21 protein-coding genes are annotated in these 26,422 nt (G+C 63.4%); 6 read left to right on the top strand and 15 right to left on the bottom strand.

Annotation, left to right across the window (positions count from 1 at the left end):
• Position 1 precedes the first annotated feature (1 nt).
• The 8 genes from QN084_RS12445 to QN084_RS12410 form a co-directional block, all read right to left on the bottom strand.
• The gene (locus tag QN084_RS12445) at positions 2-2,581 is read right to left on the bottom strand and encodes an AMP-binding protein (protein ID WP_069695585.1); all 2,580 of its coding nucleotides are present in this window, start codon (positions 2,579-2,581) and stop codon (positions 2-4) included.
• Between the two features lie 1,696 nt (positions 2,582-4,277).
• Positions 4,278-4,508, bottom strand: a complete 231-nt coding sequence (locus tag QN084_RS12440; RefSeq protein ID WP_069695583.1) for a hypothetical protein — start codon at positions 4,506-4,508, stop codon at positions 4,278-4,280.
• Positions 4,509-4,728: 220 nt separating this feature from the next.
• Positions 4,729-4,932 (bottom strand): hypothetical protein, encoded by a 204-nt coding sequence (locus QN084_RS12435; protein ID WP_069695582.1) that lies wholly within the window; start codon positions 4,930-4,932, stop codon positions 4,729-4,731.
• Positions 4,933-5,180: 248 nt separating this feature from the next.
• Positions 5,181-5,930: a cytochrome c biogenesis CcdA family protein gene (locus tag QN084_RS12430; protein WP_069695581.1), complete on the bottom strand. Its 750-nt coding sequence runs from the start codon at positions 5,928-5,930 to the stop codon at positions 5,181-5,183.
• On the bottom strand, positions 5,927-6,442 hold the full coding sequence (lspA, locus tag QN084_RS12425) for a signal peptidase II (RefSeq protein WP_083261820.1): 516 nt from the start codon (positions 6,440-6,442) through the stop codon (positions 5,927-5,929). Before lspA ends, QN084_RS12430 begins: the two co-directional genes overlap by 4 nt.
• A complete protein-coding gene (locus QN084_RS12420) occupies positions 6,439-8,388 on the bottom strand; it encodes a heavy metal translocating P-type ATPase (protein ID WP_069695580.1) in 1,950 nt (649 codons plus the stop codon). The genes lspA and QN084_RS12420 overlap by 4 nt, the downstream gene beginning before the upstream one ends.
• Positions 8,385-8,759 carry an ArsR/SmtB family transcription factor gene (locus tag QN084_RS12415; protein WP_069695579.1) on the bottom strand — a complete coding sequence of 125 codons (375 nt, stop codon included), beginning with the start codon at positions 8,757-8,759 and terminating at the stop codon, positions 8,385-8,387. The genes QN084_RS12420 and QN084_RS12415 overlap by 4 nt, the downstream gene beginning before the upstream one ends.
• A 227-nt stretch (positions 8,760-8,986) precedes the next feature.
• Positions 8,987-9,598 carry a TlpA family protein disulfide reductase gene (locus QN084_RS12410; protein ID WP_069695578.1) on the bottom strand — a complete coding sequence of 204 codons (612 nt, stop codon included), beginning with the start codon at positions 9,596-9,598 and terminating at the stop codon, positions 8,987-8,989.
• Between the two features lie 241 nt (positions 9,599-9,839).
• Here QN084_RS12410 and resB point away from each other — a divergent pair, with 241 nt between their 5' ends.
• The 4 genes from resB to QN084_RS12390 all read left to right on the top strand — a co-directional run bounded on the left by resB (position 9,840) and on the right by QN084_RS12390 (position 14,885).
• Positions 9,840-11,501 (top strand): cytochrome c biogenesis protein ResB, encoded by a 1,662-nt coding sequence (resB, locus tag QN084_RS12405; protein WP_069695577.1) that lies wholly within the window; start codon positions 9,840-9,842, stop codon positions 11,499-11,501.
• On the top strand, positions 11,501-12,610 hold the full coding sequence (gene ccsB / locus QN084_RS12400) for a c-type cytochrome biogenesis protein CcsB (protein WP_069695576.1): 1,110 nt from the start codon (positions 11,501-11,503) through the stop codon (positions 12,608-12,610). The genes resB and ccsB overlap by 1 nt, the downstream gene beginning before the upstream one ends.
• Before the next feature lie 7 nt (positions 12,611-12,617).
• The gene (lgt, locus tag QN084_RS12395; RefSeq protein WP_069695575.1) at positions 12,618-13,502 is read left to right on the top strand and encodes a prolipoprotein diacylglyceryl transferase; all 885 of its coding nucleotides are present in this window, start codon (positions 12,618-12,620) and stop codon (positions 13,500-13,502) included.
• 387 nt (positions 13,503-13,889) lie between these two features.
• The gene (locus tag QN084_RS12390) at positions 13,890-14,885 is read left to right on the top strand and encodes an arsenic resistance protein (RefSeq protein ID WP_285750023.1); all 996 of its coding nucleotides are present in this window, start codon (positions 13,890-13,892) and stop codon (positions 14,883-14,885) included.
• A 528-nt stretch (positions 14,886-15,413) separates the two neighbouring features.
• On the opposite strand, the gene istB is transcribed toward QN084_RS12390, so the two are convergent.
• From istB to QN084_RS12375, 3 genes are all read right to left on the bottom strand, one after another.
• Positions 15,414-16,229 carry an IS21-like element helper ATPase IstB gene (gene istB / locus QN084_RS12385; protein ID WP_069695574.1) on the bottom strand — a complete coding sequence of 272 codons (816 nt, stop codon included), beginning with the start codon at positions 16,227-16,229 and terminating at the stop codon, positions 15,414-15,416.
• Positions 16,226-17,902 (bottom strand): IS21 family transposase, encoded by a 1,677-nt coding sequence (istA, locus tag QN084_RS12380; protein WP_069695619.1) that lies wholly within the window; start codon positions 17,900-17,902, stop codon positions 16,226-16,228. Before istA ends, istB begins: the two co-directional genes overlap by 4 nt.
• A 791-nt stretch (positions 17,903-18,693) precedes the next feature.
• Positions 18,694-19,203 carry a hypothetical protein gene (locus tag QN084_RS12375; protein ID WP_139126825.1) on the bottom strand — a complete coding sequence of 170 codons (510 nt, stop codon included), beginning with the start codon at positions 19,201-19,203 and terminating at the stop codon, positions 18,694-18,696.
• A gap of 196 nt (positions 19,204-19,399) precedes the next feature.
• Here QN084_RS12375 and QN084_RS12370 point away from each other — a divergent pair, with 196 nt between their 5' ends.
• Entirely contained in the window at positions 19,400-20,368 is a 969-nt protein-coding gene (locus QN084_RS12370) for a helix-turn-helix domain-containing protein (protein WP_139126824.1), read from the top strand.
• Between the two features lie 44 nt (positions 20,369-20,412).
• On the opposite strand, the gene QN084_RS12365 is transcribed toward QN084_RS12370, so the two are convergent.
• From QN084_RS12365 to QN084_RS12350, 4 genes are all read right to left on the bottom strand, one after another.
• Complete coding sequence (locus QN084_RS12365) at positions 20,413-20,991, bottom strand: hypothetical protein (RefSeq protein WP_069695571.1); 579 nt, start codon at positions 20,989-20,991, stop codon at positions 20,413-20,415.
• A 281-nt stretch (positions 20,992-21,272) separates the two neighbouring features.
• Positions 21,273-21,854 (bottom strand): recombinase family protein, encoded by a 582-nt coding sequence (locus QN084_RS12360; RefSeq protein ID WP_285750013.1) that lies wholly within the window; start codon positions 21,852-21,854, stop codon positions 21,273-21,275.
• 651 nt (positions 21,855-22,505) lie between these two features.
• Positions 22,506-23,600: an NAD/NADP octopine/nopaline dehydrogenase family protein gene (locus QN084_RS12355; RefSeq protein WP_069695570.1), complete on the bottom strand. Its 1,095-nt coding sequence runs from the start codon at positions 23,598-23,600 to the stop codon at positions 22,506-22,508.
• Between the two features lie 66 nt (positions 23,601-23,666).
• Positions 23,667-25,244 (bottom strand): AbgT family transporter, encoded by a 1,578-nt coding sequence (locus tag QN084_RS12350; RefSeq protein WP_168529483.1) that lies wholly within the window; start codon positions 25,242-25,244, stop codon positions 23,667-23,669.
• Positions 25,245-25,508: 264 nt separating this feature from the next.
• On the opposite strand from QN084_RS12350, the gene QN084_RS12345 reads away from it, so the two are divergent.
• Positions 25,509-26,171, top strand: coding sequence for a GntR family transcriptional regulator (locus QN084_RS12345; protein WP_069695568.1), 663 nt, complete (start codon positions 25,509-25,511; stop codon positions 26,169-26,171).
• Positions 26,172-26,422 lie beyond the last annotated feature (251 nt).

The following is a 26,422-nucleotide window of genomic DNA, read 5'->3' as shown; positions in this document are numbered from 1 at the left end:
GTCACTGTAGCCGTCGTCGTCGTAAGCGCCCGGCCAGCCGAGACTGCCAGTGGTCCACGGCCCCCATGACCCTAACGGAGACCGCCCAGTAGGCGACGCCGACCGCCAGTGATGCGAGGACTGCCAGGGCCTTGTCGATTTCCCTGACCTCGGGGAAAACCACCCAGTGAGTGACGTAGGCGAAGAGGGACGCGCTGGCGAGCATCCCCAGCGGGCGGTGGAGTAGCGCGGGTAGCGGGACCGCCGGCAGCCAGGCCAGCATCAGGATGCCGGCGATGATGGTGGCCTCGCGCCAGGGTTCTCCGAAGTAGCCCGGGACGGTGAGGATGGTAAGCGCGGAGAGGGCGAGGCGCTGGGCCACGGTCCTGGCCCGGGCGAAGGCCCAGCCGAGTGCGAACAGCCACAGCACCGGGCGTGTGTGCAGGATGTCCACGCCGACCAGCCCGTAACGGGCCAGCAGCCCCGCGCCGAGAAGCGCGACGGGGAAGGCCAGCGGGTAGCGCCGCTCCGCCCGGTGGACCCAGGGAATGGCAAGCAGCGCCATCATGGCCACCAGCACATAGACAAGCACCTCCACGAACCAGAAGTGCCAGGCATCGGTCCAGTACTCCGGGCCGATCATCGTGTTCAGGAGCAGCAGGTTGGCGGTGGTGTACTGGTATTTGTCGCCCAGCAGCAGCATCACGGCGCCAATGAACGCCACCGTGGGCACCACCACGCGCGCCAGGCTGCGCAGCTGGCGGCGCAGCCGCGGGATCCGTTCCCCTCCCAGTTGGAATCGTGCGAAGTTGTAGCCGGCCAGGAGCATGAGGACATGAGCGGTTCCGGGCCATTTGAACAGTTCGACGTGGGTGCTGATGATCGTCACGATCGCCACCGCCCGCAGCACGATGCTGGTCTCGAGCGGGGCAAAGAGCCGCTTCTTCCGGCGCGCCGGCTGCCTGCCCACCAGGTCGCCGACGGGGGTCACATGCCAGTTGGCGGGCAAGTGGCCGAGCGCCCTTTCCAGCCGAACTGACGCCGCCACATAGGAAAGCGAGTCGCCGCCCAGCGACACGAACGTGTCACCGTCCTCGACCCGGTCCACCTCCAGGGCCTCGGCAAAGATCTTCCTGACATCCTCCGGCCGCTCCCCGGCTGGCGGGGCGGCCACTGCAGGCTCGGCGGCGGCGTTGCTCGTTGGGGCAAGTGCGAGGACGGCGGGATAGTCCGTCTTGCCCGTGGACAGCCGCGGCAACTGCACGACGGAGTGGACCCCGACGGCGGCGCGGGGCAGCGCCAGGTCCTGGGCCAGCATCTTGGCCAGCATCCCGGTGTCGTGGCCGCCCTCGACGGCGACGACGAGTTGCTCGTCGGTGCCGGTGCACGCGGCCTGAATGCCGAGACCTGCGAGCATTCTCTCCACTTGCCCCAGGTCGATCCGCAGGCCCACGATCTTCACGAAGCGGCTCAACCGCCCGACCACCTCATACAGCCCGTTGGCGTGCCGCCGGGCGAGGTCGCCGGTGCGCAGTTCCTCGATGGTCCTGCCCGCCGCCAGGTCCGCCGGGTGTTCGGCGTAGCCGAGCATGACGTTCGGGCCGCTGTAGACCAGCTCGCCGTGCTCCAGACCGGACACGGGATCGATGCGGAAGGACCCGCCAGGCACGGGAACGCCGATGGTGCCCGGGTTGGACGCTGCCATTGACGGCGGCAGATAGGCCATCCGTGCCGTCGCTTCGGTCTGGCCGTACATAACGAACAGATCCCAGTCGCTGCGCCGCCCGAGCTCGGCATAACGGGTCACGGTATCCGGGTCCAGCCGACCGCCGGCCTGGGTGATGTAGCGCAGGCCAGGCAGCTCCCGGGCGGCGAACCCGGCGCGGTCCAGCAGCTCGAAGGTGTACGGCACGGCCGCGAAGGAAGTGGCCCCGCGGTCGCGGAACAGCTGCCAGAAGCATTCGTCCACCACGGACAGCCCGGTCAGCACCAGCCCCGCCCCGCACAACAAATGGCTGTTAATGACCGACAGGCCGTAGCAGTAGTACATCGGCAGCGTGGTCATGGCACGGTCGCCGGCAGTGATTCCCAGGTACTCCGCGATGGACTGCGCATTGGATTGCAGATTCTGGTGCGAAAGGCGCACAAGCTTCGGGGAACCAGTGGACCCCGAGGTGCTCAGCAGGAGCGCAAGATCCGGGTGCAACTCATGGCGCGTGACTTCCCGCACCTCCTGCAGCAGCAGACCGTGCCCGACTTGGCTGTCGGCTCCAGCTCCACCGGCACCTGTCCGGATGATCACATCCGGATCGTAGGCCGCTACGAGCGATTCGAAGGCCGAAGCGTTGTCCGCCGGCGCCAGCAAAAGCGGACAGCCAGCCATGAGGGCCCCCAGATAGGCCACCAGGGATTCAATGCTGTTGTCCGCTGCAAGGACGGCAAGCCGGCGCCCGGGGCCGAGCCGGTCGGCAAAATCCTGCACCCGCTCGCCCAGCTCACGGTACGTCACCATCCGGTCAGCGCTCAGAAGGGCAGGCCGTTCACCATGGCGGGAAAGGTTCACGGCAATACCGACCCCGGCCAGTTCAAGGGGGAGAGTCACTGAGTCACCGTAGAAGATAGGCTTACCTAACTTCAAGTGGACTAATATTAATTAGGAAACATTCTAGTGACGTATCGTTGCCCCGCTGGGCCATGTGAGCGCACTCTCGCGCCCTTAATGGGCGAAGCCCGGTCAAATGGCGGTTGACGCAAGCTCCGGCCCACTGGGCCCCTCTGAACCCATTTGCTGGATGGCAGTAGGGCCGCTGACTCACCGACGGACTGGGAACACATCAAGCTCAGCGGCGACTGCATCTGGCCACGCACCAACCAGATCAAACCCGGCAAATACGGACCTATGCGGCGCCCGGCAAAACCCTAGTCGGATATTTCAATTTCCCAAAGCCACCCCTAAAGGGTCGGAGACGCCCTCCCAAGCTTGGAAACGCCGGCACCAGCAACACTGTCTAAGCTAAGTCAAACCCTGGGACCGCGGCATCTCAGAGAAACTCTCTACCATGCGCGGTCCGGCTACGACGGGCTACGTTGTGGTACTCCCGGTAGAAACGGTCCGGGCAACTGCTTGGTCTGTTCACGCGCAGGGTAGCTCACCCGCCGCCCGAAGAATCTTCACCTCCGATAAACGGTATTCGCTGAACCTGCCGGAGTATCCCATCCAGCCAAGACAATACGGCCTCGGCATTGGTTAAAAGCATCACACCGAACACGACAACGGCGATGATCAGGAGCAGAGCCAGAACCAGAACCAGAGTGACCAGAATGCGGAGCCCCCCGAAGCGCCGTCGAACAGCGGATCGCCCCTCTCGGTCGGCAGGCCGGTCGCGCAGCAGCTGCCCTGCCGCTGCTCGTGCCCGGCCTGTCCAACGCACCGCTCTCATGTCGCCCGTCCTTCTGGACCACTCTCAACGGGCAGGCCCGCCTCCTGACCGTGGGCCCGCGGCCTTGGGTCGGAGGCCTTGCGTTTTCGGGCGATCACGGCGTACTCATCCGAAGAGTCGGTGTATCGGGACGGTTGGTGCTGTCATCATAGCTCGTCGGATCGTGCTGCCAGCCCAGGCATTCTTGCCGGTGTTGATCATTCCATCCCCCTGTTCGGTAGGCGAAGTACCAATAAGTCAGCATCCCAGACCACCCACCCAAGACGCCGTGCGAACCAAAGGGCGGGAGGCCGTTCAGGAGCCGGAGGACGGGCCCTCGGCTCGCGGCATCCCGCCGCTCTGGTCGCGTGGACCTGCCTGGCTCGACTTGTGCTTTGATGTTACATCCGTAACATCAAAGGTGTCTACGACGAGGCTTGCTCGCCAAATTGCGGGCAGCGGCTGGACATCTTGAAGGTCCCGTTCAGGTTGAACGGCGGCGACTGGGACGCCCTCGGGATATCTGGCCGGGATCAAAGACATCTGGTAGACCGTCCAGACCAACCGAGCCGGGCATTTTTCTATAACGTCATCGGAATACCCATCGCAGCATTTGGCCTGCACAACTCCATCATCGCTGGCGCGGCTACGGTTCGAAGCTCCGACCTCGTCGCTCTCCTTTCACGAGACTCCACAAACAGGGACACTACTTGGATTCATGTGTCCGCAAATGGCTGTAGCCGACACACGCCGGGCTGAGTTCGGGAGCCCTGGGCAGGAGGATCCAGCATGAAAAACTCCTCCTCTTCACGCCGTTGTTGGTCAAAACAAAGACCGCCGGAACCGGCAGCCTGAACGGCCGTTCCAAGCCTGGCACGGTCAATTCCGGTGCCTTATGGACGCTTTTCCGCGCGTTACCAGAGCCTGCGCCTGCTCCGACTCCAGGACGGCCAGCAGCTCAGGCAATCCGGCAAATTCGCTCACAATGGCTGCGCATTGAGCGCATTCGGCAAGATGCAGCTCATATTCGCGTTGCTCAGCAGGAATCAGCGATCCAAGAACATGGACGGCAGCCCAGATGGTATACTTGTCTGCCCCGCTCGGGTTCATCGCCCCAACCTCTTTCAATCCCAATCCCGGGGCTTTCCAGCCTGGCGGCCTTTACCACGGCCTCCGAATGAGTTCCCCGGATTTCAATTACGCGATCTGCTGATCAGACATGATGACCAACTACAACTAAGACAACGCCCAGGACCTGCTGGTTCACCTCGAGGTCCAGTCACGGTGAACAGTATGCCTCCCCGTCCGCTAGCCGGGACCAGAGGAGTCGTTACCACAGTGCCTTGGGACACATGGTGCGAAAGCTCGGGGTGTAGGCGATGTTATCAGCGCCGTCGGCGAAGATGATGCCGGCGGCGCTGGGCAGGCCGACGGCGCTGACGGCATCGCCCTCGTCCACTTCGCTGCGTTTGCGCAGGGAACGGATCAGCCCGTCCACACCGATCCCCAAGGGGACCAGGCCGAGCCAGCCCACCCATTCATCCGGGACCCGTGTCGGCCCAAGGGCGCCCCGGACGCCGCTGCCGACTACGGGCGATGAACCCCAGATGCTTGCCTCTGACGATTTGCCAGGGCCGGGACCGTCCTAGCGCCGCGGCAAGAAACAGGACGGTCAAACCGTGTCGTCAATATTCGTGGCGGCGAACAAGGCCTCCACTGCTCCGATGTTGCCCGGCATTGCTCGCGTGCACGTCGGTGGGTCCGGGTTCATGCCCGCAGGGGTCAGATGGGTGTGGTGAAGGTGCCGATCAGGTTTTGCAGGCTCAGGATCCAGGTGGTCCAGATGCCGGAGACCATCAGGATTCCGACGAGGATCAGGGTGGCTGCTCCTGCGAGGTTGAAGGTCCGGATGTTGCGGCGGACGAAGCCCAGGGTGCCGGTGACCCAGTTGAAGCCCCGGGCGACGAGGAGGAAGGGGATGCCCAGGCCGATGCAGTACGCGAAGCCGAGCAGCGCGCCGCGCCAGGCCGATCCGGTGGTGGTGCTGAGCGCCAGCACTGCGCTGAGGGTCGGGCCGATGCAGGGGGTCCAGCCGAGCCCGAATCCGATGCCCAGCAGCGGGGCACCGGCGAGGCCGGTGTTCGGTTTCCAGGACAGTTTGGCCGTGCTCTGCAGGAACGGGATCTTGCCCGACAATGCCACACCCATCACGATCACGACCACGCCCAGGACACGGGTGATGACATCGCTCCAGCTCACGAGCCAGTATCCGATGGTCCCGAACGCGGCACCGTAGAGGGTGAAGACGGCGGCGAACCCGAGGATGAACAGCCCGACGCCGGCGGTGGTCCGGCGGCGTGCGGCTTTCTCATCGGTTCCGGCCAGTCCGGAGACATAGCCCAAGTAGCCTGGGAGCAGGGGCAGGACACAGGGAGAGATGAACGAGACCAAACCGGCGATCAGGGCCAGGGGTACGGCCAGGAACAGGGCTCCGGAGTGCACGGCCTCGGCAAAGAACCCGCCGAGGCTCATGCTCCCTTCTCCGTGGCCGTCCTCTTGGCGGGCAGGATCGTGCCCAGCACCAGGACGGCGACGCCGACTGTGACGAAGACGTCGGCGAGGTTGAATGTCGGGAACCAGCCGCTGTGCAGGTAGTCCACGACGCCTTGTCCGTCGAGCCTGTCCACGAAGTTGCCGAGGGCTCCGCCGGCAACGAGGATTCCGCCGGTAAAGGAGGTCCGGGACATCTTCGGTGCGCTGACGACCAGCCAGGACAACAGTCCCGCGATGATGATCCCGGTGCCGGCCACGACAATCCCGGTCGGCAGGGCCGCGCCGAGGCTGAAGGCCACCCCGGTATTGTACAGGAGCCTGATCGTCAGCAGGGGCGTGTCGATGACCTCGCCGTGGGAGAGGTTGGTTTCTGCCAGCGCCTTGATGACCAGGTCCGCGCCGGCGAGCAGGAGCGCGCCGAGCAGCAGGACGCCGCGGCGCACCCCTGGCCGGGACAGGGCGCTGTCCCGGACCGGTGCCGGGGTGCTCACCGGGCCGGTTCCAAGGTCGGGACGTCCCGGGTGACCGGGATGGTTGCGTACTTGCTCACCCGGCCGGCGCGGACGCCGTTGGCGATGACGACGATTTCGGCCAGTTCATGGATCAGGACGACCGCGGCGAGTCCGAGGATGCCGAACAGGGCCAGCGGGATCAGCACGGCGATCAGGGCCAGGGACAGGCCGACATTCTGGAACATGATGCGCCGGGTGCGGCGGGCGTGCTCCAAAACCTGGGGCAGGTGGTGCAGGTCCTCACCCATCAGGGCGATGTCGGCCGTTTCGATGGCCACGTCGGTACCCATCGCACCCATCGCGATGCCAGTATCGGCAGTGGCAAGCGCCGGGGCGTCATTCACGCCGTCACCGACCATCGCCGTGGGCTGCCGGGATTTCAGGGTGCGGATGATCTCCGCCTTGTCCTCCGGGCGCAGGTCGGCGTGGACTTCGGTGATGCCCGCTGCCTTGCCCAGGGCTTCCGCGGTGAGCTTGTTGTCACCGGTCAGCATGGCCGTGGTGTAGCCGGCGAGGGTCAGCCGTTCGATCACGGCGTTGGCCTCGGGGCGAAGTTCATCCCGGACGGCAATAGCACCAATGAGAACTCCGTCTTCCTCAACCAGGACCGCTGTCGCACCGCCGGCCTGCATCCGCCGGATCGTTTCTTTCAGTTCTCCCGGGGCGATCCACCCGGGCCTGCCGAGCCGGGCGCTGCGCCCGTCAATGGTTCCTTCCAGCCCGGCGCCGGGAACAGTGTTCAAGTCCGTGACGGCGACCCGGTCGGTGGCGGCGGCGAGAATGGCCCGGGCCAGCGGGTGTTCGCTGCGTTCCTCCAGGCCGGCAGCCACGGCCAGCACCCTGTCCTTGGTGGAGGAGGCTGTGGCAGCGACCTCGATCACGGCGGGCTTGTTCCGGGTCAGGGTACCGGTCTTGTCCAGGGCGATGGTGCGGATCCTGCCCAGGGTTTCCAGGGCACCGCCGCCCTTGATCAGGACACCCATCCGGCTGGCAGCGCCAACGGCGGCGACCACCGTCACGGGCACGGAGATGGCCAGGGCACACGGTGAGGCTGCCACCAGGACCACCAGGGCACGTTCGATCCACAGGACCGGCTCCCCCGCGATAAAACCGAAGACAGCAATGAGTGCGGCAGCTATCAGGATGCCCGGGACCAGCTTTTTGGCGATGCTGTCGGCCAGGCGCTGGCCGGGGCCCTTGCGGGACTGCTCGGCCTCCACGATATGCACAATGCGGGCCAGCGAGTTGTTCTCAGCGGTGCTGGTGACTTCGACTTCCAGCGGACCGGTGCCGTTGATCGAGCCGGCGTAGACTTCACTGCCCGGTCCCGCTTCGACGGGGACGGATTCGCCGGTGAGGGCCGAGGTGTCCAGGGCGGTGCGCCCGGTCAGGACGCGCCCGTCGGTGGCCAGACGCTCACCCGGGCGCACGACCATCGTTTCGCCCAGCACCAGCTCGGACGGGGCCACGGTGACCTCGGTTCCGTTCCGGAGCACACGGGCCTCGGCCGGGACCAGGTCCAGCAGGGCCCGGAGGCCGCGGCGGGTGCGGGCCACCGAGTACTCCTCCAGCCCCTCGGAGATCGCATACAGGAAGGCCAGCATCGCCGCTTCCTCGACCTGTCCCAGGATCACGGCGCCGACGGCGGCGATGGTCATCAGGGTGCCGACACCGATCTTTCCCTTGGCCAGCCGGCGCAGCGTCGAGGGGACAAAGGTCCATGCCGCAACCAGCAGCGCCCCGATCTCCAGCGGCAGCCTGAGCCATTCCGGCGCGGCAAGCATGCCTGCAATCCATGCCGCCAGCAGCAGCCCTCCGGAGACCGCGGCGGCGCGGACCTCGGTCACCTGCCAGAAACCCTCGGCCTCTTCTTCGCCCTCTGCTGTTTCGGGCTTGTCATCGCTGCATCCGCAGGCGTCACTCACAGTTTCTCCTCAAAGTCAGTTCCGGCGGCGCGGGAAGCGTCGCCGTAGGCCGGGCACAGGCTCACGGCGTTGCCTGTGGCGGCGAGAAGGATTTCGGCCTGCGCCAGGACATCGATCAGTTCCGGCCGGGTCAGCGAATAGAAAACCTTCCGGCCCTCCGTCCGGCCGGTCACCAGCCCGCAGTCCCGCAGGCAGGCGACATGGGCCGAAACCGTGGACTGCGCCAGGCCCAGTTCGGCGGTCAGGTCTCCGACCCGGACCTCCCCCTCGGTCAGGCGCTTCACGATGGCCAGGCGGGCCGGATCAGCCAGGGAATGGAACAGCGCAGCGGCCGGCTCCAGCCGGGTCCCGTTCCTCGTATCAATCGTCATACAACGATGATATCTGTAAACGGGGGATGATTGCCAGCCGGCCGGGTTCGCCTTTACATGGGGTCTGCTCGTCCAGGTGCGGACGAAGGTGAAGCCGCTTCGGGGCAAGGCGGGGATGCAGCGAAGGGACGATAGTGTGGTTCTGGAAACTCCCGCCCGCTGGCAGGCGACGGCCGCGAGGGTCCTGGGACCCCGTTACATTTGTTGGGTCCCGGCGGCCGGGCAGCCTAAGTCTTCAGCGTGGAAGCAATCAGGGCTTTCAGCGTGCTTTTGTCGAGTCCGCCAAGGATCCTTGCCGCGACACGCCTGCGCTTGTCCAGCACGAGGGTGGTCGGGACCGCCTGGGGCGGGACAAAACGCGTCATGGCCAGCAGCACTTTCCCGTCCTTGTCCTGCAGGCTCGGATACGTGATGCCGAAGGTCCGTTCAAACGCTTCTGCAGTGGGCTTCTCGTCCCGGACATTGATCCCGTAAAACTTCACCCCTTGCGGGGCGAACTCCTGGTGCAGGGACTCCAGGTGCGGGGCTTCCACCCGGCAGGGTGCACAGGCCGCGTACCAGAAGTTCAGCACCGTGACCGCGCCGGACCAGTCCGTGGATCTCACCGGGGTGCCGTCGTAGAGGTTCGATTCGAACGCGACGGGAGCGCTCCGTGACTCCTCGGCGTACTCCTGCACGGAACCGTCCCCGGCGATGTAATTCTTGTTGTCCCCTGCCGCGGCCTGCCGGGCCAGGGGGTCCGGGCCGGCGCACGCGGTCAGGCCGAGGGAAGCCGCGGCCGCCAGGGCACCGAAAATGCTGCGCCGGCTCAGGCTGTTGCCTCCGGAGGTGGTGTTCATGCGATAGCTTCCCGGTTCGTCAGGTCATGGCGGATGGACCGCCGCAGTCCGCGTGGCCCGGCGCGGGCGTGCTGCCAGCCTCCGGATACGCGAATCTTTTAAATCGTCTTCTGGCGATATTATCAGGACTGGGTGAGGGTCCGAGAAATGAAGCACGCAAGCGCCCCCACCAAATTCTACGTAATGTAGAAGCGATGGTCGACTGGACCGTGTCACCCCCTGATCTGACCGAAAGGCAGCCATGCCCCGACCTAACGCCCCGGACCGAAAGGTGCTGCCCGCTCCCGCGCCGCTGGGATTTTCCGGGATGCTGCGCTGGGCGTGGACGCAGCTGACAAACATGCGGACAGCCTTGTTTTTGCTGCTGCTGCTCGCTGTCGCGGCAGTACCGGGGTCGCTGTTTCCGCAGCGCCCGGCGAACCCTGCCGTGGTGACCCAATACATCAAGGACCGCCCCGAGTACGGGAAGGTCCTTGACACCCTTCAGCTCTTCGATGTCTATTCCTCGGCGTGGTTTTCCGCGATCTACATCCTGTTGTTCCTCTCCCTGATCGGGTGTGTGCTGCCCAGGGCCCGGGCGCACTGGAAGGCGCTGCGCACGGCTCCGCCGCGCACGCCCCGAAGGTTGTCCCGCCTGCCGGAGTACGGCACCCTGATCCTCCCCGCGGCAGCCGGGGTGCCGCCGCGGGCGGCTGTCCGGGACGCCGCGGCAGTGCTCAGGCGGCGCGGCTACCGTGTGGATGTCAGGGACGCCGACGGTGCGATGCCCTCGTTGGGGGCCGAGCGGGGGCTGCTGCGCGAGGTCGGCAACCTCGTCTTCCACAGCGCCCTGATCGGCGTGCTGGTCAGCGTGGCCGTCGGCGGGTTGTTCGGCTACCGGGGACAAAAGATCATCATCGAAGGCGACACCTTCGTCAACACCCTCGTCGGTTACGACAATTTCAGCCCCGGGACCAACTTCCAGTCCGGGTGGCTGGATCCGTTCGCCGTCACCCTGGACAAGTTCGAGGTCCGCTTCGACCGCGAATCCACCAAGCAGTTCGGGCAGCCCATCGACTTCAAGGCCTCCCTGACGACCAGGGACAGCCCGGACGCGGCCCCGCAACAACAGGTCCTGAAAGTCAACGAACCGGTCTACTTCGGCGGAACAGGCATCTTCCTCGTCGGCAACGGCTACGCACCGGTGGTCACGATCAAGGACGGCGCCGGGAACACCGCCTTCAGCGGTCCCGTCGTCTCCGTTCCCAGCGACGCCGTCTACACCTCGAACATTGTCCTCAAAGCGCCGGACGCCGCGCCCTCCCAGCTGGGTTTCGCCGGGTTCTTCTTGCCCTCCGCCGTCAAGAACGAGGCCGGCGTGTCCTACAGCTTCGATCCGGACCCGCTGAACCCGCAACTGAACCTGAACTCCTATTACGGTGATCTCGGGCTGAACAGCGGGAAACCCCAGAACGTCTACAACCTGGACGTGAAAAACCTCACCCAGCTCAACGGCCGCGGTCTTCCCGCCGGCGGCATCGTCCTCGGGCCTGGGCAGAGCTACACCCTGCCGGAGGGCAAAGGCTCGATCAGCTTCGACGGGCTCAAGCGCTACATCGGCGTGGACATCCGCACCGTCCCCGGCCAGGACGGGGTCCTGGTCTTCTCCCTGACCGCCGTCGCGGGCCTGATCATCTCCCTGTACGTGAACCGCCGCCGCGTCTGGGTACGGGCCGGCACCCACGAGGACGGCCGCACCATGATCGAATACGGGCTGCTCGCCCGCGGGGAAGACCACCGGCTCGCGCCCGAAGCCGCCGCAATCCGGGCCCGGCTCGCCGCCCACTGGAAACTGGAAGATACAGCGAACGGGTCCTCCCTGCCCGCCGCAGTCCCCGCTGAACACCCGACGAAGGAAACCTAATGCCCCCGCTCAGCCAAACCATGGGCGCCTACAGCGAGCTGTTCATGCTCCTCGCCGCCGGCACCTACACCGTGGCGTTCATCGCCTTCGCCTGGGACCTGGCCAGAAGCAGCAAAACGCTGCGTGCAGTGGACCTCAGGGCCGCCGCCGCAACCGCGAAAGCCGCCGGCGCCGTAACGGCACTGGTTCCCGCACACGCCGGCGCCCGGGCATCCTCGGCCCCGGCGGACCGAACAGGCTCCGACGTCGCCGGCCCGGCCGGCCGGGCTGAACGCCCGTCCTCCGTCCCGGACGCCCACGACCGAGGCTCCGGCCGAACCGCCGACGGCGGCATGCGCTACGGCTCCGAGCGCCGGGTACCGGCCCGGGTCGCCGTCGCCGTGACCGTGCTCGGCGCGGTGATCCACGCCGCCGGTGTGCTCACCCGGGCCCTGGGCGCCGGACGGGTGCCGTGGGGCAACATGTACGAATTCCTCACCACCGGCGCATTCCTCGTGGTCGCCGTATTCCTGCTCGTGCTGACCCGACGGGACCTGCGCTTCCTGGGAACCTTCGTGATCGGCCTGGCCATCATCATGCAAGTGGCAGCAGCCGTAGCCTATTGGACACCCGTCGGCCACCTCGTGCCCGCCCTGCAGAGCTACTGGCTGATCATCCACGTCTCCATCGCCGTCCTCTCCTCGGCCCTGTTCACCCTGACCTTCGCGATGTCCGCGCTGCAGCTCGTGCAGACCCGCAGGAGCAAAGCCGTCGCGGCAGGCGGCGCCGACAGGCTTCCCTTCATGCGCCTCGTGCCGTCCGCCCTGAGCCTGGAGAACCTCTCCTACCGGATCAATGCCATCGCCTTCATCGGCTGGACCTTCACGCTCATGTTCGGCGCCATCTGGGCCGAGAAAGCCTGGGGACGGTTCTGGGGCTGGGACCCCAAGGAAGTCTGGACCTTCGTGATCTGGGTGGTCTACGCCGGCTACCTGCACGCCCGCGCCACCCGCGGCTGGACCGGCACCCGCGCCGCGTGGCTCTCAATCATTGGCTGGCTCTGCGTGGTCTTCAACTTCACCATCGTCAACCAGTTCATCAACGGCCTGCACTCCTACTCCGGACTCTGACAGGGCCATGCAGCAAATACTCTCGGACCCAGGCCTCTTTTTGCCGTCACCAACGGTCAGCACCATTGAACTCGGGCCACTGACCATACACTTCTACGCGCTGTGCATCATGGCCGGCATCGCTCTGGGGACCTGGCTGACCGCGCGCCGTCTTCGCGCCCGGGGCGGCACCACAGCCCAGGCCCTGGACATCGTGATGTGGGCCGTTCCTTTCGGCATCGCCGGCGGCCGGATCTACCACGTGATCACCGACAACCAGCTCTACTTCGCCCCCGGTAAGGACCCCTGGGGTGCACTGCGGATCTGGGAAGGCGGCCTGGGCATCTGGGGCGCCGTGGCCCTCGGACTCGTCGGAGCCGCGATAGGCGCCCACCGCGCCGGCGTCCCGTTCTCCGCGTTCGCCGACGCGGCCGCCCCCGGCCTGCTGCTGGCACAGGCCCTGGGCAGATGGGGCAACTGGTTTAACAACGAACTCTACGGCGCACCCACAGACCTGCCCTGGAAACTCCAGATCCACGCCATGGACCAGGGCACCGGACGGGCACTGACGACACCGGAGGGAACACCGGAAATTCTCGGCTACTTCCATCCGACCTTTCTCTACGAATCCCTCTGGTGCCTCGCCGCCGCGGCGCTCCTGATGTGGCTGGACCGCAAATACAAACTCGGGGCCGGCGCAGTGTTCGGCCTCTACATCGTCCTCTACACCGCCGGACGGTTTGGCTTCGAACTCATGCGCACGGACTACGCCAACACCATCCTTGGCCTGCGCGTCAACACCTGGGTCGCCGGCCTGCTCTTCATCGGAGGCCTGGTGCTCTTCCACAGGCTCAGGCCCCGCCCCCGGTCGCGGGTGGGAGCCGACGGCCCGCCCCCGGAGAACACCCGCTGAAGCCCGGACAAACGCCGTCACGTCCGCAGAAACGCTTTGAAAACCCCGCCCATCGGGCGCCCCCATTATCCGGTCACCACGAGCCGAGGGACCGAAGCAGGTGCCGTACGTGCCGCAGCCCAGCCAGATCACTGCCAGAGGGAGGGAAGGCTGAGCATGCCAGTCTGATCGGAGCCCAGGAGGACCAGGCAGAACGGTGCCCAGTGAGCCTTGATGGGGATGTTGTGAATGCCCGAAGGAACGAAGGGGCTCGCGGTCCGTCAAGGAAAGCAGCGACCGGGTGGCCCGGCGAAGACTGCTGCCAAACCCTGCGAACCGTTAATCCTTCCAACATCGCACGCAACGGCGGCATGGCCGGGAGATATGCAGGTTTCAGCTGCGCCTAGCATGGACATGGTGAAGACCGAGAGCCTCGTGGCGTGGATGGAACGCCATCAGATCGCCCTGTACGTCGTGGCCATCCTCGTCGGGGGTGCTGTTGGCTTCCTTGCGCCCGGATCGTCGGCGGTGTTGGAGCATTCGATTTATCCGGTCCTGGGGCTGCTGCTCTACGCAACTTTCTTGGGCATTCCCTTTGCCTCCATCGGAAAGGCAGCCAGGGACCTGCGGTTCCTCGCAACGGTGCTGGTTCTGAACTTCGCCATCGTTCCCGTAGCGGTCTTTGGCTTGACCCGGTTCATTGCCGGGGACCAGGCCCTGCTGGTCGGAGTGTCGCTGGTACTCCTGACGCCGTGCATTGACTACGTCATCGTGTTCAGCGGCCTCGCGGGCGGGGCAAGCGACCGGCTCCTCGCAGCTGCCCCCGTGCTGATGCTGGCGCAGATGCTCCTGTTGCCGGTCTATCTGTTTGTTTTCGTCGGGCCCGATCTGGTTTCGGCCATCGATCCGGCACCGTTCGTTGATGCCCTGCTCGTATTGATCATCATCCCCCTGGTTGTTGCTGCGCTAACCCAAACATTGGCCCGCCGGGCACTTCTGGGTCGGATGGTCATGAAAGTCATGCAGGCGCTGATGGTTCCCCTCCTGATGGCAACACTGTCGGTGGTGGTCGGTTCGCAGATCGTGGGAGTCGGCCAGGAGCTCGGTTCACTGCTGGCTGTTGTTCCGCTCTACGCGGCATTCCTGCTGGTGATGGTTCCGCTGGGACTGCTCGCAGCCAAGCCAGCCGGTCTCGATGCGGCAGCCACCCGTGCCGTTGTGTTCAGCGGCGCGACCCGCAATTCCCTGGTCGTGCTGCCGCTGGCGCTGGCGCTTCCCGGACCGCTGGCCCTGGCAGCCCTGGTGATTGTTACCCAGACACTCGTTGAATTGATCGGAATGGTCCTCTACGTCCGCTTCCTGCCCCTGATCGTCCGCGCGGAACCCAACCGGCAGCCCTCCTGAAACGTTTCCGGGTTCCCCGGCGGGCAGATCCCCGCAGGGGACTTGTTTAGGATTAGCCGTCGGATCGGAGGCGCAGGATCAGTTGCTGGCCCTGTTGGGCGCGGTTTCTGCGGGCGCGGCCAGGTCGGCGCTGAAGACCGTGCGCGGGGCGTTCACGGCCTACTGGCGGGCACCTTTCAGCAAAACAATCACATGTCGGGGGGCGGAGTTGCGCTCACTTGTCTTGCAACCAATGAGTTGCGAGGCACTGGATGGGAGTCTCTGCTCCGCAAGACCCCGAGGCGTCTCGTGATCGTTCGGTTATCGGACCCAGCGAATCCTTAGCGTCTGATATTTCACTTTTAACAAGCCACGCCTACCACACCAGCAACAGCACTACCGAACGTGCAGTGTCGGCATAAAGTCGAAGCCGGCGCCCGGCACCATCAGAACAGGCTCCTCGACCAACAGTTGAGCAACAGTCCCGAGCCGTGTGGCCGCCGTGAGCGGGCAACCGTGGCCTGCCTCTGATTGCGCCTCCAGACTGCGTTAGGCAGTTTGTTGGGCGATGGTGTGGGCGAGACGATATGAATCGGTGCCTGTTTCGATGATGGCGCCGTTGAAGGTCAGCCTGTCCACGATTGCGGCGCAGAGGCGTGGGTCGGTGAAGGTTTTGGTCCAGCCGGAGAAGGATTCGTTGGAGGCTATGGCGATGGAATTCTTCTCCTCTCGTTCGGTGAGGACCTGGAACAGAAGTTCGGCGCCGCGGCGGTCCAGTTCCATATAGCCCAGTTCGTCGATGCAGAGCAGGTCCACGCGTCCGTAGCGGGCGATGGTCTTGGCCAGGACTTTCTCATCCGCGGCCTCGACGAGTTCGTTCACAAGCCGGGTCGCAAGGGTGTATTTCACCCGGTAGCCCTTCTCCGCCGCCGCGGTGCCGAGTCCGATCAGCAAGTGGGATTTTCCCGTCCCGGAATCCCCGATGAGACACAGGGGCGATCCTTTGCGGATCCAGTCTCCGGTAGCGAGGGTGTGGATAGTGGCGGGGTTGATATTCGGGTTCGCGTCGAAATCGAAATCCCCGAGCCATTTGTCCCGGGGAAAATTCGCGGCCTTCACGCGGCGGATCGAGGAGCGCCGGTCCCGGTCATCGCACTCGGCCAGCAACAGCTCCGCCAGGAACCCCTGGTAGCTCAGTTGTTCCTTTCCGGCGACGGTAAGGGCCTCGTCCAGGACCGCCCGGACGGTGGGCAGGCGCAGCCGGCGGCAGGCCTGGTCCACAGCCGCGACCGCGGCCTGTTCGGTCAGGCCGCGCCGCCGGCGCAGGGTCGGAGTGATGGTCGTAGAGGGTGCGGCAGGGCTCATGAGATGTTCTCCTTCGACGCGGATGCTTGTGCGGGTTGGGGGCGTTTGGCCAGCAGCTCGTCATAGGCGCTGACCGAGGGCACGGGCCGGGTGTCCGGCGGGAGCCCGGCGATGACCGCCGCCGGATCCATGAGCCGACGCTGGGTAAGGCTGACAACCCGTCGCACATTCGCGTCTTCTCGAGCAACGGGATGACGGTCCGAACCGGACCCGGCACCGGAGAGGCTAGAGATGTGTCTGCGGGCTTCGACCGCGACGACGTCGGCACTGACGGCACCCACCCCCAGTGCCGCGGTGATCCCGGCGTGGATATCACCGGCGTCCATGGAGCGGTGAAGCAGCAGGACATCGATCAGTTCACGGGTCCCGTCCGCGTCGCCGTTGACGCGCCGGGAGGCAGCCCAGAACGCCTCGTGCGCGCTGGTGAACGCGCCGGACTCCCGCGCCCGGGCCAGGGCGGTGGAACCGGGCAGCGCGCCGGGTTTGGTCTTCAGGACCTCCAGATAGTGGTCCAGCTGCACGGACTGGCCACCTTTGGCAACGATCCGCTGATGCCTGGCGACCACGGCACGCCCGTCGAACACCACGACCTCGGACGCTCGCAGCGACACCCGGACCCTCCTGCCGATGAGCCGGGCCGGGACGGAATACTTCACCATCCGCACCGTGATCATCGAGGACCGGTCCACCCGCGGTGTCAGCACTAGGCCCGGGTCGAAGAGCTCTGCCGGCATTGGCGCCAGGAACGGCTGTTCGAGGGCGAAGTCCTGGCCAATGGTGCGGATCCTGTCATTAATCCGCCGGCCATCGTCCAGGACTTCCCAAGCCCGAATCCGGTCGTTGAGCTCATCCAAAGACCCAGCAACAGGCATTGGGGAGAGCCGGTTGCGGCGGAACCAGCCGACCTCCCCCTCGACTCCGCCCTTCTCATGCGCCCCGGCGATGCCGGGCTGGCAGTAGAAGGGGTCGAAGCCGTAGTGAGAACGGAACAGCACCCACCGGTCATTTTCCAGCCGCTGCCGCCCCTGCCCGAACACCACCGCGGTAACAGCGCTGGTGAGATTGTCATAGCGGATGTGTTTCGTCGGGATTCCGCCCAAAACATTGAAGGCTTCGATGTGGCCTTCGAGGAAAGCTTCCTGCGCCTGTGTCGGATAGATCCGGTGGATGGCCCTACCCGAGCTCGACAGCCGGAAAACGAACATATGGCACTTCGTTTTCACCCCGTTCAGCACGACCCAGACTTCACCGAAATCCACCTCAGCCTCAGCGCCCGGGGCATGCTCCTGCGGGATAAACACCTCAACCCGACGGCCGGCCTCGACATCGATCCGCGCCCTCCGGACCCGCACATAGTCACGCACCGTCGAATACGACAACTCCTCCGCGCCGTGCTCTTCAACGAGCCTGGCCAGAATCCTGCGCGAGGTATGGCGCTGCTTGCGCGGCGCCGTCGTGTCCTCGGTCAGCATGGCATCGATTGCCGGCTTGAACGGCTCCAGCCGCCAGGCCACCCCCTGCCTGGGCTTCCGCTCCGGAGGGGATGCCGATTCCAGCGCCTGCCGCACCGTCCTTCGATGAACTTTGTGCTTGGACGCCAGCGCACGGACCGAGAGGCCCTCGACCCGGGCGTCCCTTCGGATCAGTGCGAACAACTCCACTCTCGACTCCATCCAGACCAGCCTTCCGCCGCATCCATCCACTGATGAATCCAACGTTGAAGGCGGAGCCACATATAACCGTCACAAGATGCCCGGCGAGTCACGAAGTGGGGCCAGAAATAACCGTCCTACCGGGGCCATCCAAACCTGTCACAGCCATCCCGGCATGTCCCGGATTGGCACGCCTTAATGTGGAGGGTGCGCACCGCTGGAACATAGCCCTGCAGGATAGTTGCTGTCACAACCGGCGCCTGAGCAATCGCAGGGCAGGCCGTGACTGGGGCCGCGCATGCCGGAGCCAACAGGACTACGGCTAGCCGCATCATGCGCATGCTTCAGCGTAGATCTCTTAGTGTATTGGGAGCAGCCCTCCAGTCGTCCCACTTCCTTAGAAGTGGGACACTCCCCCAGCGGGAGCCCCCCACACATCCGCATTGCCATTTTCAGGAGCCAGCTGCACCAAACACCCCGTCAGATCGATGCGAACGGCCACACAACTGCAGCCGGCTGTCCCGAGCCTCACATCCAACGGTGGCCGGTCTACTCACTGTTTTAGGCCGAGTACGTTTCAGGGCCATGAGGTCGAGCTCTTTGACCTGCTTGGGGTGCCGGCATGCTGGGCTGGGCCGCACCTCCATATACGCCCCACGACTACAGGAAAGTTAGGGAACTCGCACACGCAACGACCACGGGAAAGTTAGGGAGTGTTTGTTGTACACTGAACGTGAGCTTCCATCCCGAGGGGTGGAAGAAGTGAAGCCAGGACCCCCGCTGTTCATAACGGGACCTGGCTTTCGCGTTCTCTAGAGATTTATCCGTGAGATTTTGACGTCATCAAGGATTGTTTTGAAGTATCTGGGCTCTCCAGCTTCAGCGTCCCCTATGGCACCTAGGACTTGATCGGCGATCCAAAGCATTGGGTCCTCGGAGCCCCTAAGCCAATCGACTCGCAAGCCGACGGGCAGGGCGCCTTTGCCCCTCAATTTGGGGATTAGTTGCCGATCGCGTTGGTTCAGCGATTGGGTCCGCGCTTCAAATGTCACGCTCGTGCCGCCCAGCTCCTCCACCTCCCAGCAGAGCCTTTCAATGCACTTGGCACGTGCGCGCTCCTGCCGGCGAGGATCCAGAGGGCTGGCGATAACAACAATATGGTCCAGGCTCAGCGATGCGACAGCTTCGACAGACAGCGTCTTGGCTCGTGGGTCAAGATCTCTCCAATGGAGTTTCGGACCCTTTTTGTGAATCCCTAGCATGGCCTCGCGAGCTTGAACTGCTGTCACCTCGTCCGCAAGGGCGGCACCAAGCAAGTACATGGGTGACTGCACCTTTGTAAGGCGCATACTTTCATCTCCCCATGCCCCAATGTTTTTCGATTCGCCTCCCGTCACCCCACCCACGCGCTTTATACCCTCCCTGCTGCAGCCACCCCGCCTCACAGCAGGCTTCTAATCACCATCGAGAATAGCATGATGTGTACCAGTGAAACATATTGCCGTATATTGTGTTTTCATGACACAAATTTTGATGGGGATCGGTCGACGTATCGGTGCTTTCCGTAGGCGAGAGGGTCTATCAGCCCAAGATCTGGCAGAAGACTCAGGAATGTCCCGGTCGGTCATAGCCAATATCGAGACAGGGCGGCGCGAAGACATCACGGTCAGCGAGCTGATGGCCCTATCCAAGGCCTTGCGGGTACCCCCCGTCGCTATTCTCTTTGACGTAACGCGGCCGCTCGCACCAGTACCAGCTTCGAGCGATGGTGAGCCTGAGATTATGCCTATGAGAACTATCGATCTCGTGGACTGGTTTGCAGGCATAGACGGTCCGGCGGAGTGGAGCTACGATCGTGCGGCCATGGAGGAAGAACTCGCAGTTAATGGACCGGCGGTGATGCCGGTGACCGGCCTGGTCTTGGAAGCCACCTATAGCGACAGCGGGTGGGACGCAATCCGGCTCTTAACGGTCGGACGGCAGCTTCGAACCGCCAGAGAGACCCATGCCGAGCTGATCCGGGACTTCGCATTTGATGTAAAGACGGGGAGTTTCGGTTGGGAGCCCGACTCGGACGAGCATAGGCATCTAATGGACGCCGTGAGTGATCTGGTTGATATCGAAGTGGCCATCCCGCTGGAAGAATTCGTGAACAAAGTTAAAGAGATTGATCCCGGCAAGGCCTCTGATGCTGAGACAGCGGTGCGACGTCTGCGCTCCTCCGCCCAAGACCTTCGCCGCTTCAAGGGTCTACTGAAATCCCTGGGCGGAGACGCGGGCGAGTCCCCTCTAAAGATAGATGACGAACACTCGTTTCCCTCCTTCGGCCGAGAGCAGATCCTCACGCTGTGGACCCGGATGAAGTTTCAGTTCATGCGGGATCTCGTGGACGGCGACTTCAATCCCAAGAAGCACCGGACATACGATCAAATCCAAAGGGCAATCAAGACAGGAAAGCTACACCGCAAACCGGAACAATCCCAATAGTCAGATCCTTCAGGTGAGATGAGATCTAGCCTTCTTGCGCCGGCTCAACCCCGGGGAAGCTGCCCATCAGCCAATGGTACGGTTCTTTCGAACTCCACCCACTGCCTTGTGATGGGTTCGAGAAGCTGCGGAGGAAACCATACTGCCGCGCGAAAAGCAGCGCCATCCATCGGGTCCATCGTTGTGATGTCAATTCCTCCCTCACTGTAGGCGGCACTGTCCATCAGTTCCATCGTTTTCCGCACGAACTTGCACGCCTGGTCGTAGTCGGCAAAGACGATTTGGGAACGGTTGAAGTTAAGTAAGGGCTCGTGGGCGGTGTAGTGGTCAGCGTCTCCCTGGCACGAAAACTGCGTCTCCAGCCCCAAATCCCAAAGTGCTCGAAGTAAGGGTGCCATCAAATGGTCGACCTCAATGCCGTCAATCTCCGACTGCGGATGACCAGCAAGCCCTGGTTTCGAGGATTTCGTCAGTCCCCGGGAACCATGATCACGCCCAATGCTGTACCCGGAGTCGAACCCTGCGCGGAACCGACGTCGACCGTAACCGTCGAGTTGGAGTTTCGCGAGCTGCATGTTGAAAGAAACAGTTTGGACCAGTTCACTGGCGAGTTTTCGGAACACCGAATCATAATGCCAGCCGCATACGACATTTTAAGAAACTCTGCATCCTCGTGACTTGCCAGCCGCCCCCTTGTCAGCACCGACCGATAGCCCGTTTTTCGACCTGTTCCATTTCCTTAGAACGGGAACACTCCCCCAGGATTTGATCTCCATGTGGTCTGGTTTGGCCGCGCCGCCGCCGGGTGGCCACCTCGTAACATTTCCGTCCCGGATGTTATCCCAAAAGATCTGTCGCGGGCGGCAGTCACAAAGTCAACTTCCGGGACAGCTAGTTCCGTGGCTCAGGAGTCCATGCTCAGGTATCGGTAGACGGTCGCGCGGCTGGCACCGATGATCTTTCCAATGTCCGATGGCTTGAGGCCTCGTGCTTTCAGTTCACGTGCTCTCTTGACCTTTTCGTGGTCTGTAGTGACCTCCCGGCGTCCTGCTTTCCTTCCGTTTGCAGCTGCAGCCGCCATGCCGGCTTTGGTGCGTTCGGAAAGCTGGTCTCGTTCAAGCTGGGCGAACGCAGAAATGATGGTGACCATCGCCTGGGCCATCGCTCCCCCGACCTCGCTGGCCGGGTCAGTGGCGATGCCGTCCCTTAGGGAGCGGAACTTGATGCCTTGCACCTTGAAGTCATCCAGGAGCTCGAGCAAGTGTCTAGTGTTGCGGCCCAAACGGTCCAGCTTCCACACCACGACTTCATCCCCTGGACCGAGTCGGTCCAGCAGCCGGTCCAACTCTGGACGGCTTACCTTGGTCCCGCTGATCCCCTGGTCCTTATAGATTCGCTCGCACCCAGCCGCTTCCAATTCACGGATCTGCAGATCGGTATTCTGCTCAGCCAGGCTGACTCGGGCGTATCCAAGGCGTGTCATCATTTCTCCGTCTTATCAAAGGACCAAAATTGATGATTCTGAGAATACCTCAGTGAGACACTTTGTTTGGACATCTGGCTTGTCGGGAATCCGCGAGTTGGAGTCGCCTTGCACGACCACCTAGCGGTTTCTTATCAAAGGATCCTTTGATGCGACAAGCTGTTGTGGCCGGACGGTGCGGAAGTTCGAAGCCAGTTCTTGTGTCATGGGTAGCCGTCCTTGCAGATGCCGCTATCACGATTCCAAAGGGCGCCCGATACGCAGATTCGTTCCGGTGCCGTGAAGGGTATCGGTGGTTGGGTCTGGACGTCTCACTTAGGAAGGGCGTCCCATGAGTATCTGGCGTATACCTCGTGCCCTTCGGATCTTTCGAACATGGTCCGAGGGAGAGCGCCTGAGGCACAGATCCAGAGTATGGAGTTGTCGGGCATGACGGCTTCTACGGTTCCGGCGTGAATGGTTTTTCCTAGTCGTCGGATTTCGACGTGTTGGCCTTGGGCTCGTTGCCAGTCAGGCTGGAGGTGTAGTTCCACGGGCAGTCGCTTTCTTGGCATCGGGTTGTTCGATCCATGTCCGTGAGACGGATGGTGAGGCTTCCATGGGGGCAGCAGGCCAAGCCGTTTGTGGGCTTGGCCTGCTGCTCCGCTTGGCCGTCTAGACGGTGACGAGTGGAGTCGCGCCGTCGAAGAAGGCTGCTTTGATCGCAGTTGCGTCTAGTCCTTCGAGGCCGAGGACGTCGGCTGTGCGTCCTGCGGTTTCGAAGTCTGTGTCGCAGATGATTCCGCTGACTTTGATGAAGGCGTCCGTGAGTGGGAGGGAGAGTCCGATTTGCTTGGCCAGCGAGCTCCAGATGACCAGGCCGAAGGGGATGTCTTCGGTGAAGTATCGGTGGGTGAGGGAGTCTGGTTCGGGGAAGGCTTGGCGTCCGTAGCCTTGAACGATTCGTTCGACGTGGGTTCCTTCGGTGACGCCGTAGGCGTTTTCGAGGAATTCCCAGAAGCTGGGCGTTTTCACGCCGAGGGCTTCGGCCAAGAGCAGGCGTTCTTCGTCGAGGGCGTGGATGACTTCCGCGACCCTGGGGGTGACGAGTGTGTGGTGGGGGTGGGTGTCGGCGTCTTCGACGGTTTTGATGTTCAGGACTGCTGGGGGGACGTGGTAGATCGCGTTGCAGTTTCCGAGGCCTACGGAAAGGGTGTCGCTGCCGGCCACGTAGCGGCCGCCGAAGTATGGGCTGAGCCGGTCGAGAGCGGTTTGTGAGGCTGTGTGGGGGATGGTTGCCAGCTGTACTGCTTGTTTGATCGCTCCAATGAAGACCTGGGCGGGCCCGCGAAGGCGGCAGGTGTACAGGCTGGTGGGCGTTTCGGCGATGAGGCATGGCGTGCGCTGTGCGAGGGCGAAGTGCCTTGCCAGTTCCAACGAGCTTCCCAGGACGCTGGGCTGGAAAACGACCAGCTGTTCGGGTTCCAGCAGTGCTGCAAGCTGCTCGGAGAGGTAGGCGTGGGCGAAGGCTGGTGCTGCGACGATGATGGTGTCTGCGCCTTCGACGGCCCGCCCGAGGTCAGTTGTCAGGAGTGGTTTGTCGGCGTGGCCTTCGACGTCGCCTGAGAGGTCGATGCCGTCATTGGCGATGATCGCTTCGAAGTCGCGTTCCCACCGTGAGAACAATCGGACGTCGTGGCCGAGCAAGGTCATGTGGCCGGCGATGGCCTGGCCGACGTTTCCGGCGCCGACAATTGCAATGCTTCCCATGGGGTGTGTTTCCTTTGTGTTGGTGTTCACGGGGCAGGAGCCCGGTGCGTTTGAGAGTCTTGGTGCTTAGCGGACGGGGACCCCGGGTCCGAGTGGGATCCCGAGGGCGTACCAGAGGACAAAGAGCGCGGTCCAGACGACGAGGACGCCGACGGCCAGCGGGATCGTGAAGGAGAGCATCGTTCCGATGCCGGCGCCTTTACGGAACTGCTGGACGAAGCCGAGGGCCAGGACGAAGTACCCGTTCAAGGGCGTGATGCAGTTGGTGACCGAGTCACCGATCATGAACGCCACCATGGAAGCTTCGGGTTTCAGCCCGACATACATGACCATCGGGATCACGACGGGGGCCAGGATGGACCACATTGCCGAGCCGCTGGTGATGAGCATGTTCAGGATGCTGATGGCCAGGACGATGACGAGCAGGATGACCAGGTGGGGCGCTTCGAGTGATTTGAGTGCTTGGGCGCCGTTCACGCTGATGACTGAACCGATGTTTGTCCAGGCGAAGTAGGCCAGGAACTGGGCGACAACGAAGAACAGGACAAGCACGGGGGCGAGATTGCGGATTCCTTCGGCCATGGCCGCGGGGACATCGCTCAGTTTGGGAATGGTTCCGGTGATCCGTCCGTAGACGATGCCGAGCAAGGCGAAGATGATGCACAGGAAGATCGCGATGTTCTTCACGACCACGGAAGTCACGAGGTCCCCACCGGTGCCGAGGAAGGGTGAGCCCGGCATGAGCATGATGGTGATGACGCCGAAGCAGGCCAGGAGGACCAGCCCGGAGATGGTGAGCGCCTTTGCTTCTTTCGAAGAGAGTTTGACGGCCACGTTGGCGTTGTCTGCGGTGTTGAAGAGTTTGTCTGCTTTGGCGAAGTCGGCCGTGAGCGTGGCCGAGCCGAATTCGGGGCGGCGGGCGAGGACCTTGTCAACGATCAGTGCGATCGCGATGGCCAGGACCACCGAGGACGCGGCCGTGAAGAAGTACGTTGCAACCGGAGTGATGACGTAGTCCTTGTCGACCAGGCGGGCAGCTGCTGTTGACAGCGAAGAACGGATCGCATCTGCCGGGGTGACCAGCGGGCTCGCGTTGAAACCCACTGCCGTGGCGGCGTAAGCGACCATGAGTCCTAACACAGGACTGCGTCCGGCCGCGCGGAAGGCCAACGCTCCCAGCGGGATCATGACCAGATAGGCCGAGTCGCTCATGACGTGGGCGATCATCGAGCTGAAGGCGATCGAGAAGGTCAGCAGCGCGGCGGGCAGGCGCCCGATGGTCACCCGAAGCAGAGCTGTCAGGAGGCCGCTGCGTTCCAGCACGGCAACGCCGAGCAGGACGACGACAACGGTCGCCAACGGAGGAAAAGTGGCGTAATTGTTCAGCGCTGACTCGACCGCGAATTTAGCTCCCTCCATCGAGAACAGATTCTTCACGGCCACTGTTTCGTCCTTGCCCGGCAAGGCAACAGTGATGCCGAGCCCAGCGAGGACCGCACTGGTCACGCCGAGGATCACGATCAGGATGGCGAACAGCCAAAACGGGTGGGGCAGCTTGTTGCCGGCGCGTTCGATCGCGCTGAGTGTTCTGTAAAGGCGGTTTGTGGGGACGTCGATGGTGGTATCGACCGGAGCTTGTGTCATCGCTCAAAAGCCTTGTCTGGTGTGGAGGATCCCATGTGAGTGAAGGGCTGTCGGGGACTTCTTTGCTGGGTGTCCGTCGTGCTCACACCTTCAGCGTCGTCGCTTGAGTGCAAAGCATCAAGACATCTATCCATAACCATGAATCCGCGTGTTATTCATGTTATATATAACAGGGATGTTAGGCTGGTCACATGAACGCTGTCAAGCAGCATCTGCAAGTTACGCCCCGCCGACAGGGCGGGCTTTTCGGAAAGGCCAGGAGCAATGAACAAGCCGGTGTCGATGGCGGATCGTGCATACGAGATGCTCAAACGCGACATCCTGCGTTGCCGCTTCAGGCCGGGCAGCGCCATTCTGGATACCTACCTGGCCGCTGAATACGGCATGAGCCGCACACCGATTCGTGAAGCTACCAACCTGCTCCGACGTGAAGGACTCGTGGTCGTCATCCCCAAACGGGGAACACTCGTGAAGCCCATCGACTTCGGTGAACTCCAAGACACGTACCGCATGCGCGAACTCCTCGAACCCGAAGCAGCCGTACTTGCATCCCGGCGCGCAAACGCCGAAGAACTCGCGGCTCTGGAGGAACTCAGCGATGCGAGCGTCAGCAATGACGTCGATGCTGCGACGCGGAACGAAAGAAACCGACTCCTGCATGTCCGGATCGCCGAGCTGTCACGAATACCGTTGCTCGCCCAGACCGTCAACTCCTTGCACGAAGAGATTGAACGCTTCCTCAACTTCCGAGGTAGTCAGGGACGCGACTACACCGCCACGAACCATGGCCGCATCGTCGATGTGATCCGAACCGGAACAGAGGACGAGATTCGCCACGTTGTCTCCGCCGGCATCGAGCGTGCCCGTACACACATGCTGGAAGGACTCATGGCCAGCGACAGTGGACGCGCTGACCAAGCCTCCTGAACACAGTCGCCTCCATCGAGACCGGCAGAAATGGCGGAGCTTGGGCGAGTGATTGTCTCTGCCGCGTGAATGGAGTTTGGCTGGGCCTCCCCCACCCCGCCAGTAAACACAGCGAAAAACCGGCAACGGCCGCTATCCTCCCGCGGATGATTCTTCTATTTGCAGCACTCGGAGGCAGGTTTACAGATGGGTGCTTATCGGCGCTTCACGATCCCCGCCGTGGCCAGAAAGTGCCGACTGGCGTGTTTACT

This window comes from Paenarthrobacter sp. R1, from assembly GCF_030264015.1.
GTDB classification, from domain to species: Bacteria; Actinomycetota; Actinomycetes; order Actinomycetales; family Micrococcaceae; genus Arthrobacter; species Arthrobacter ureafaciens.
Note: the sequence above shows the minus strand (reverse complement) of the source record. Positions and strands in the feature narration are given on the sequence as shown.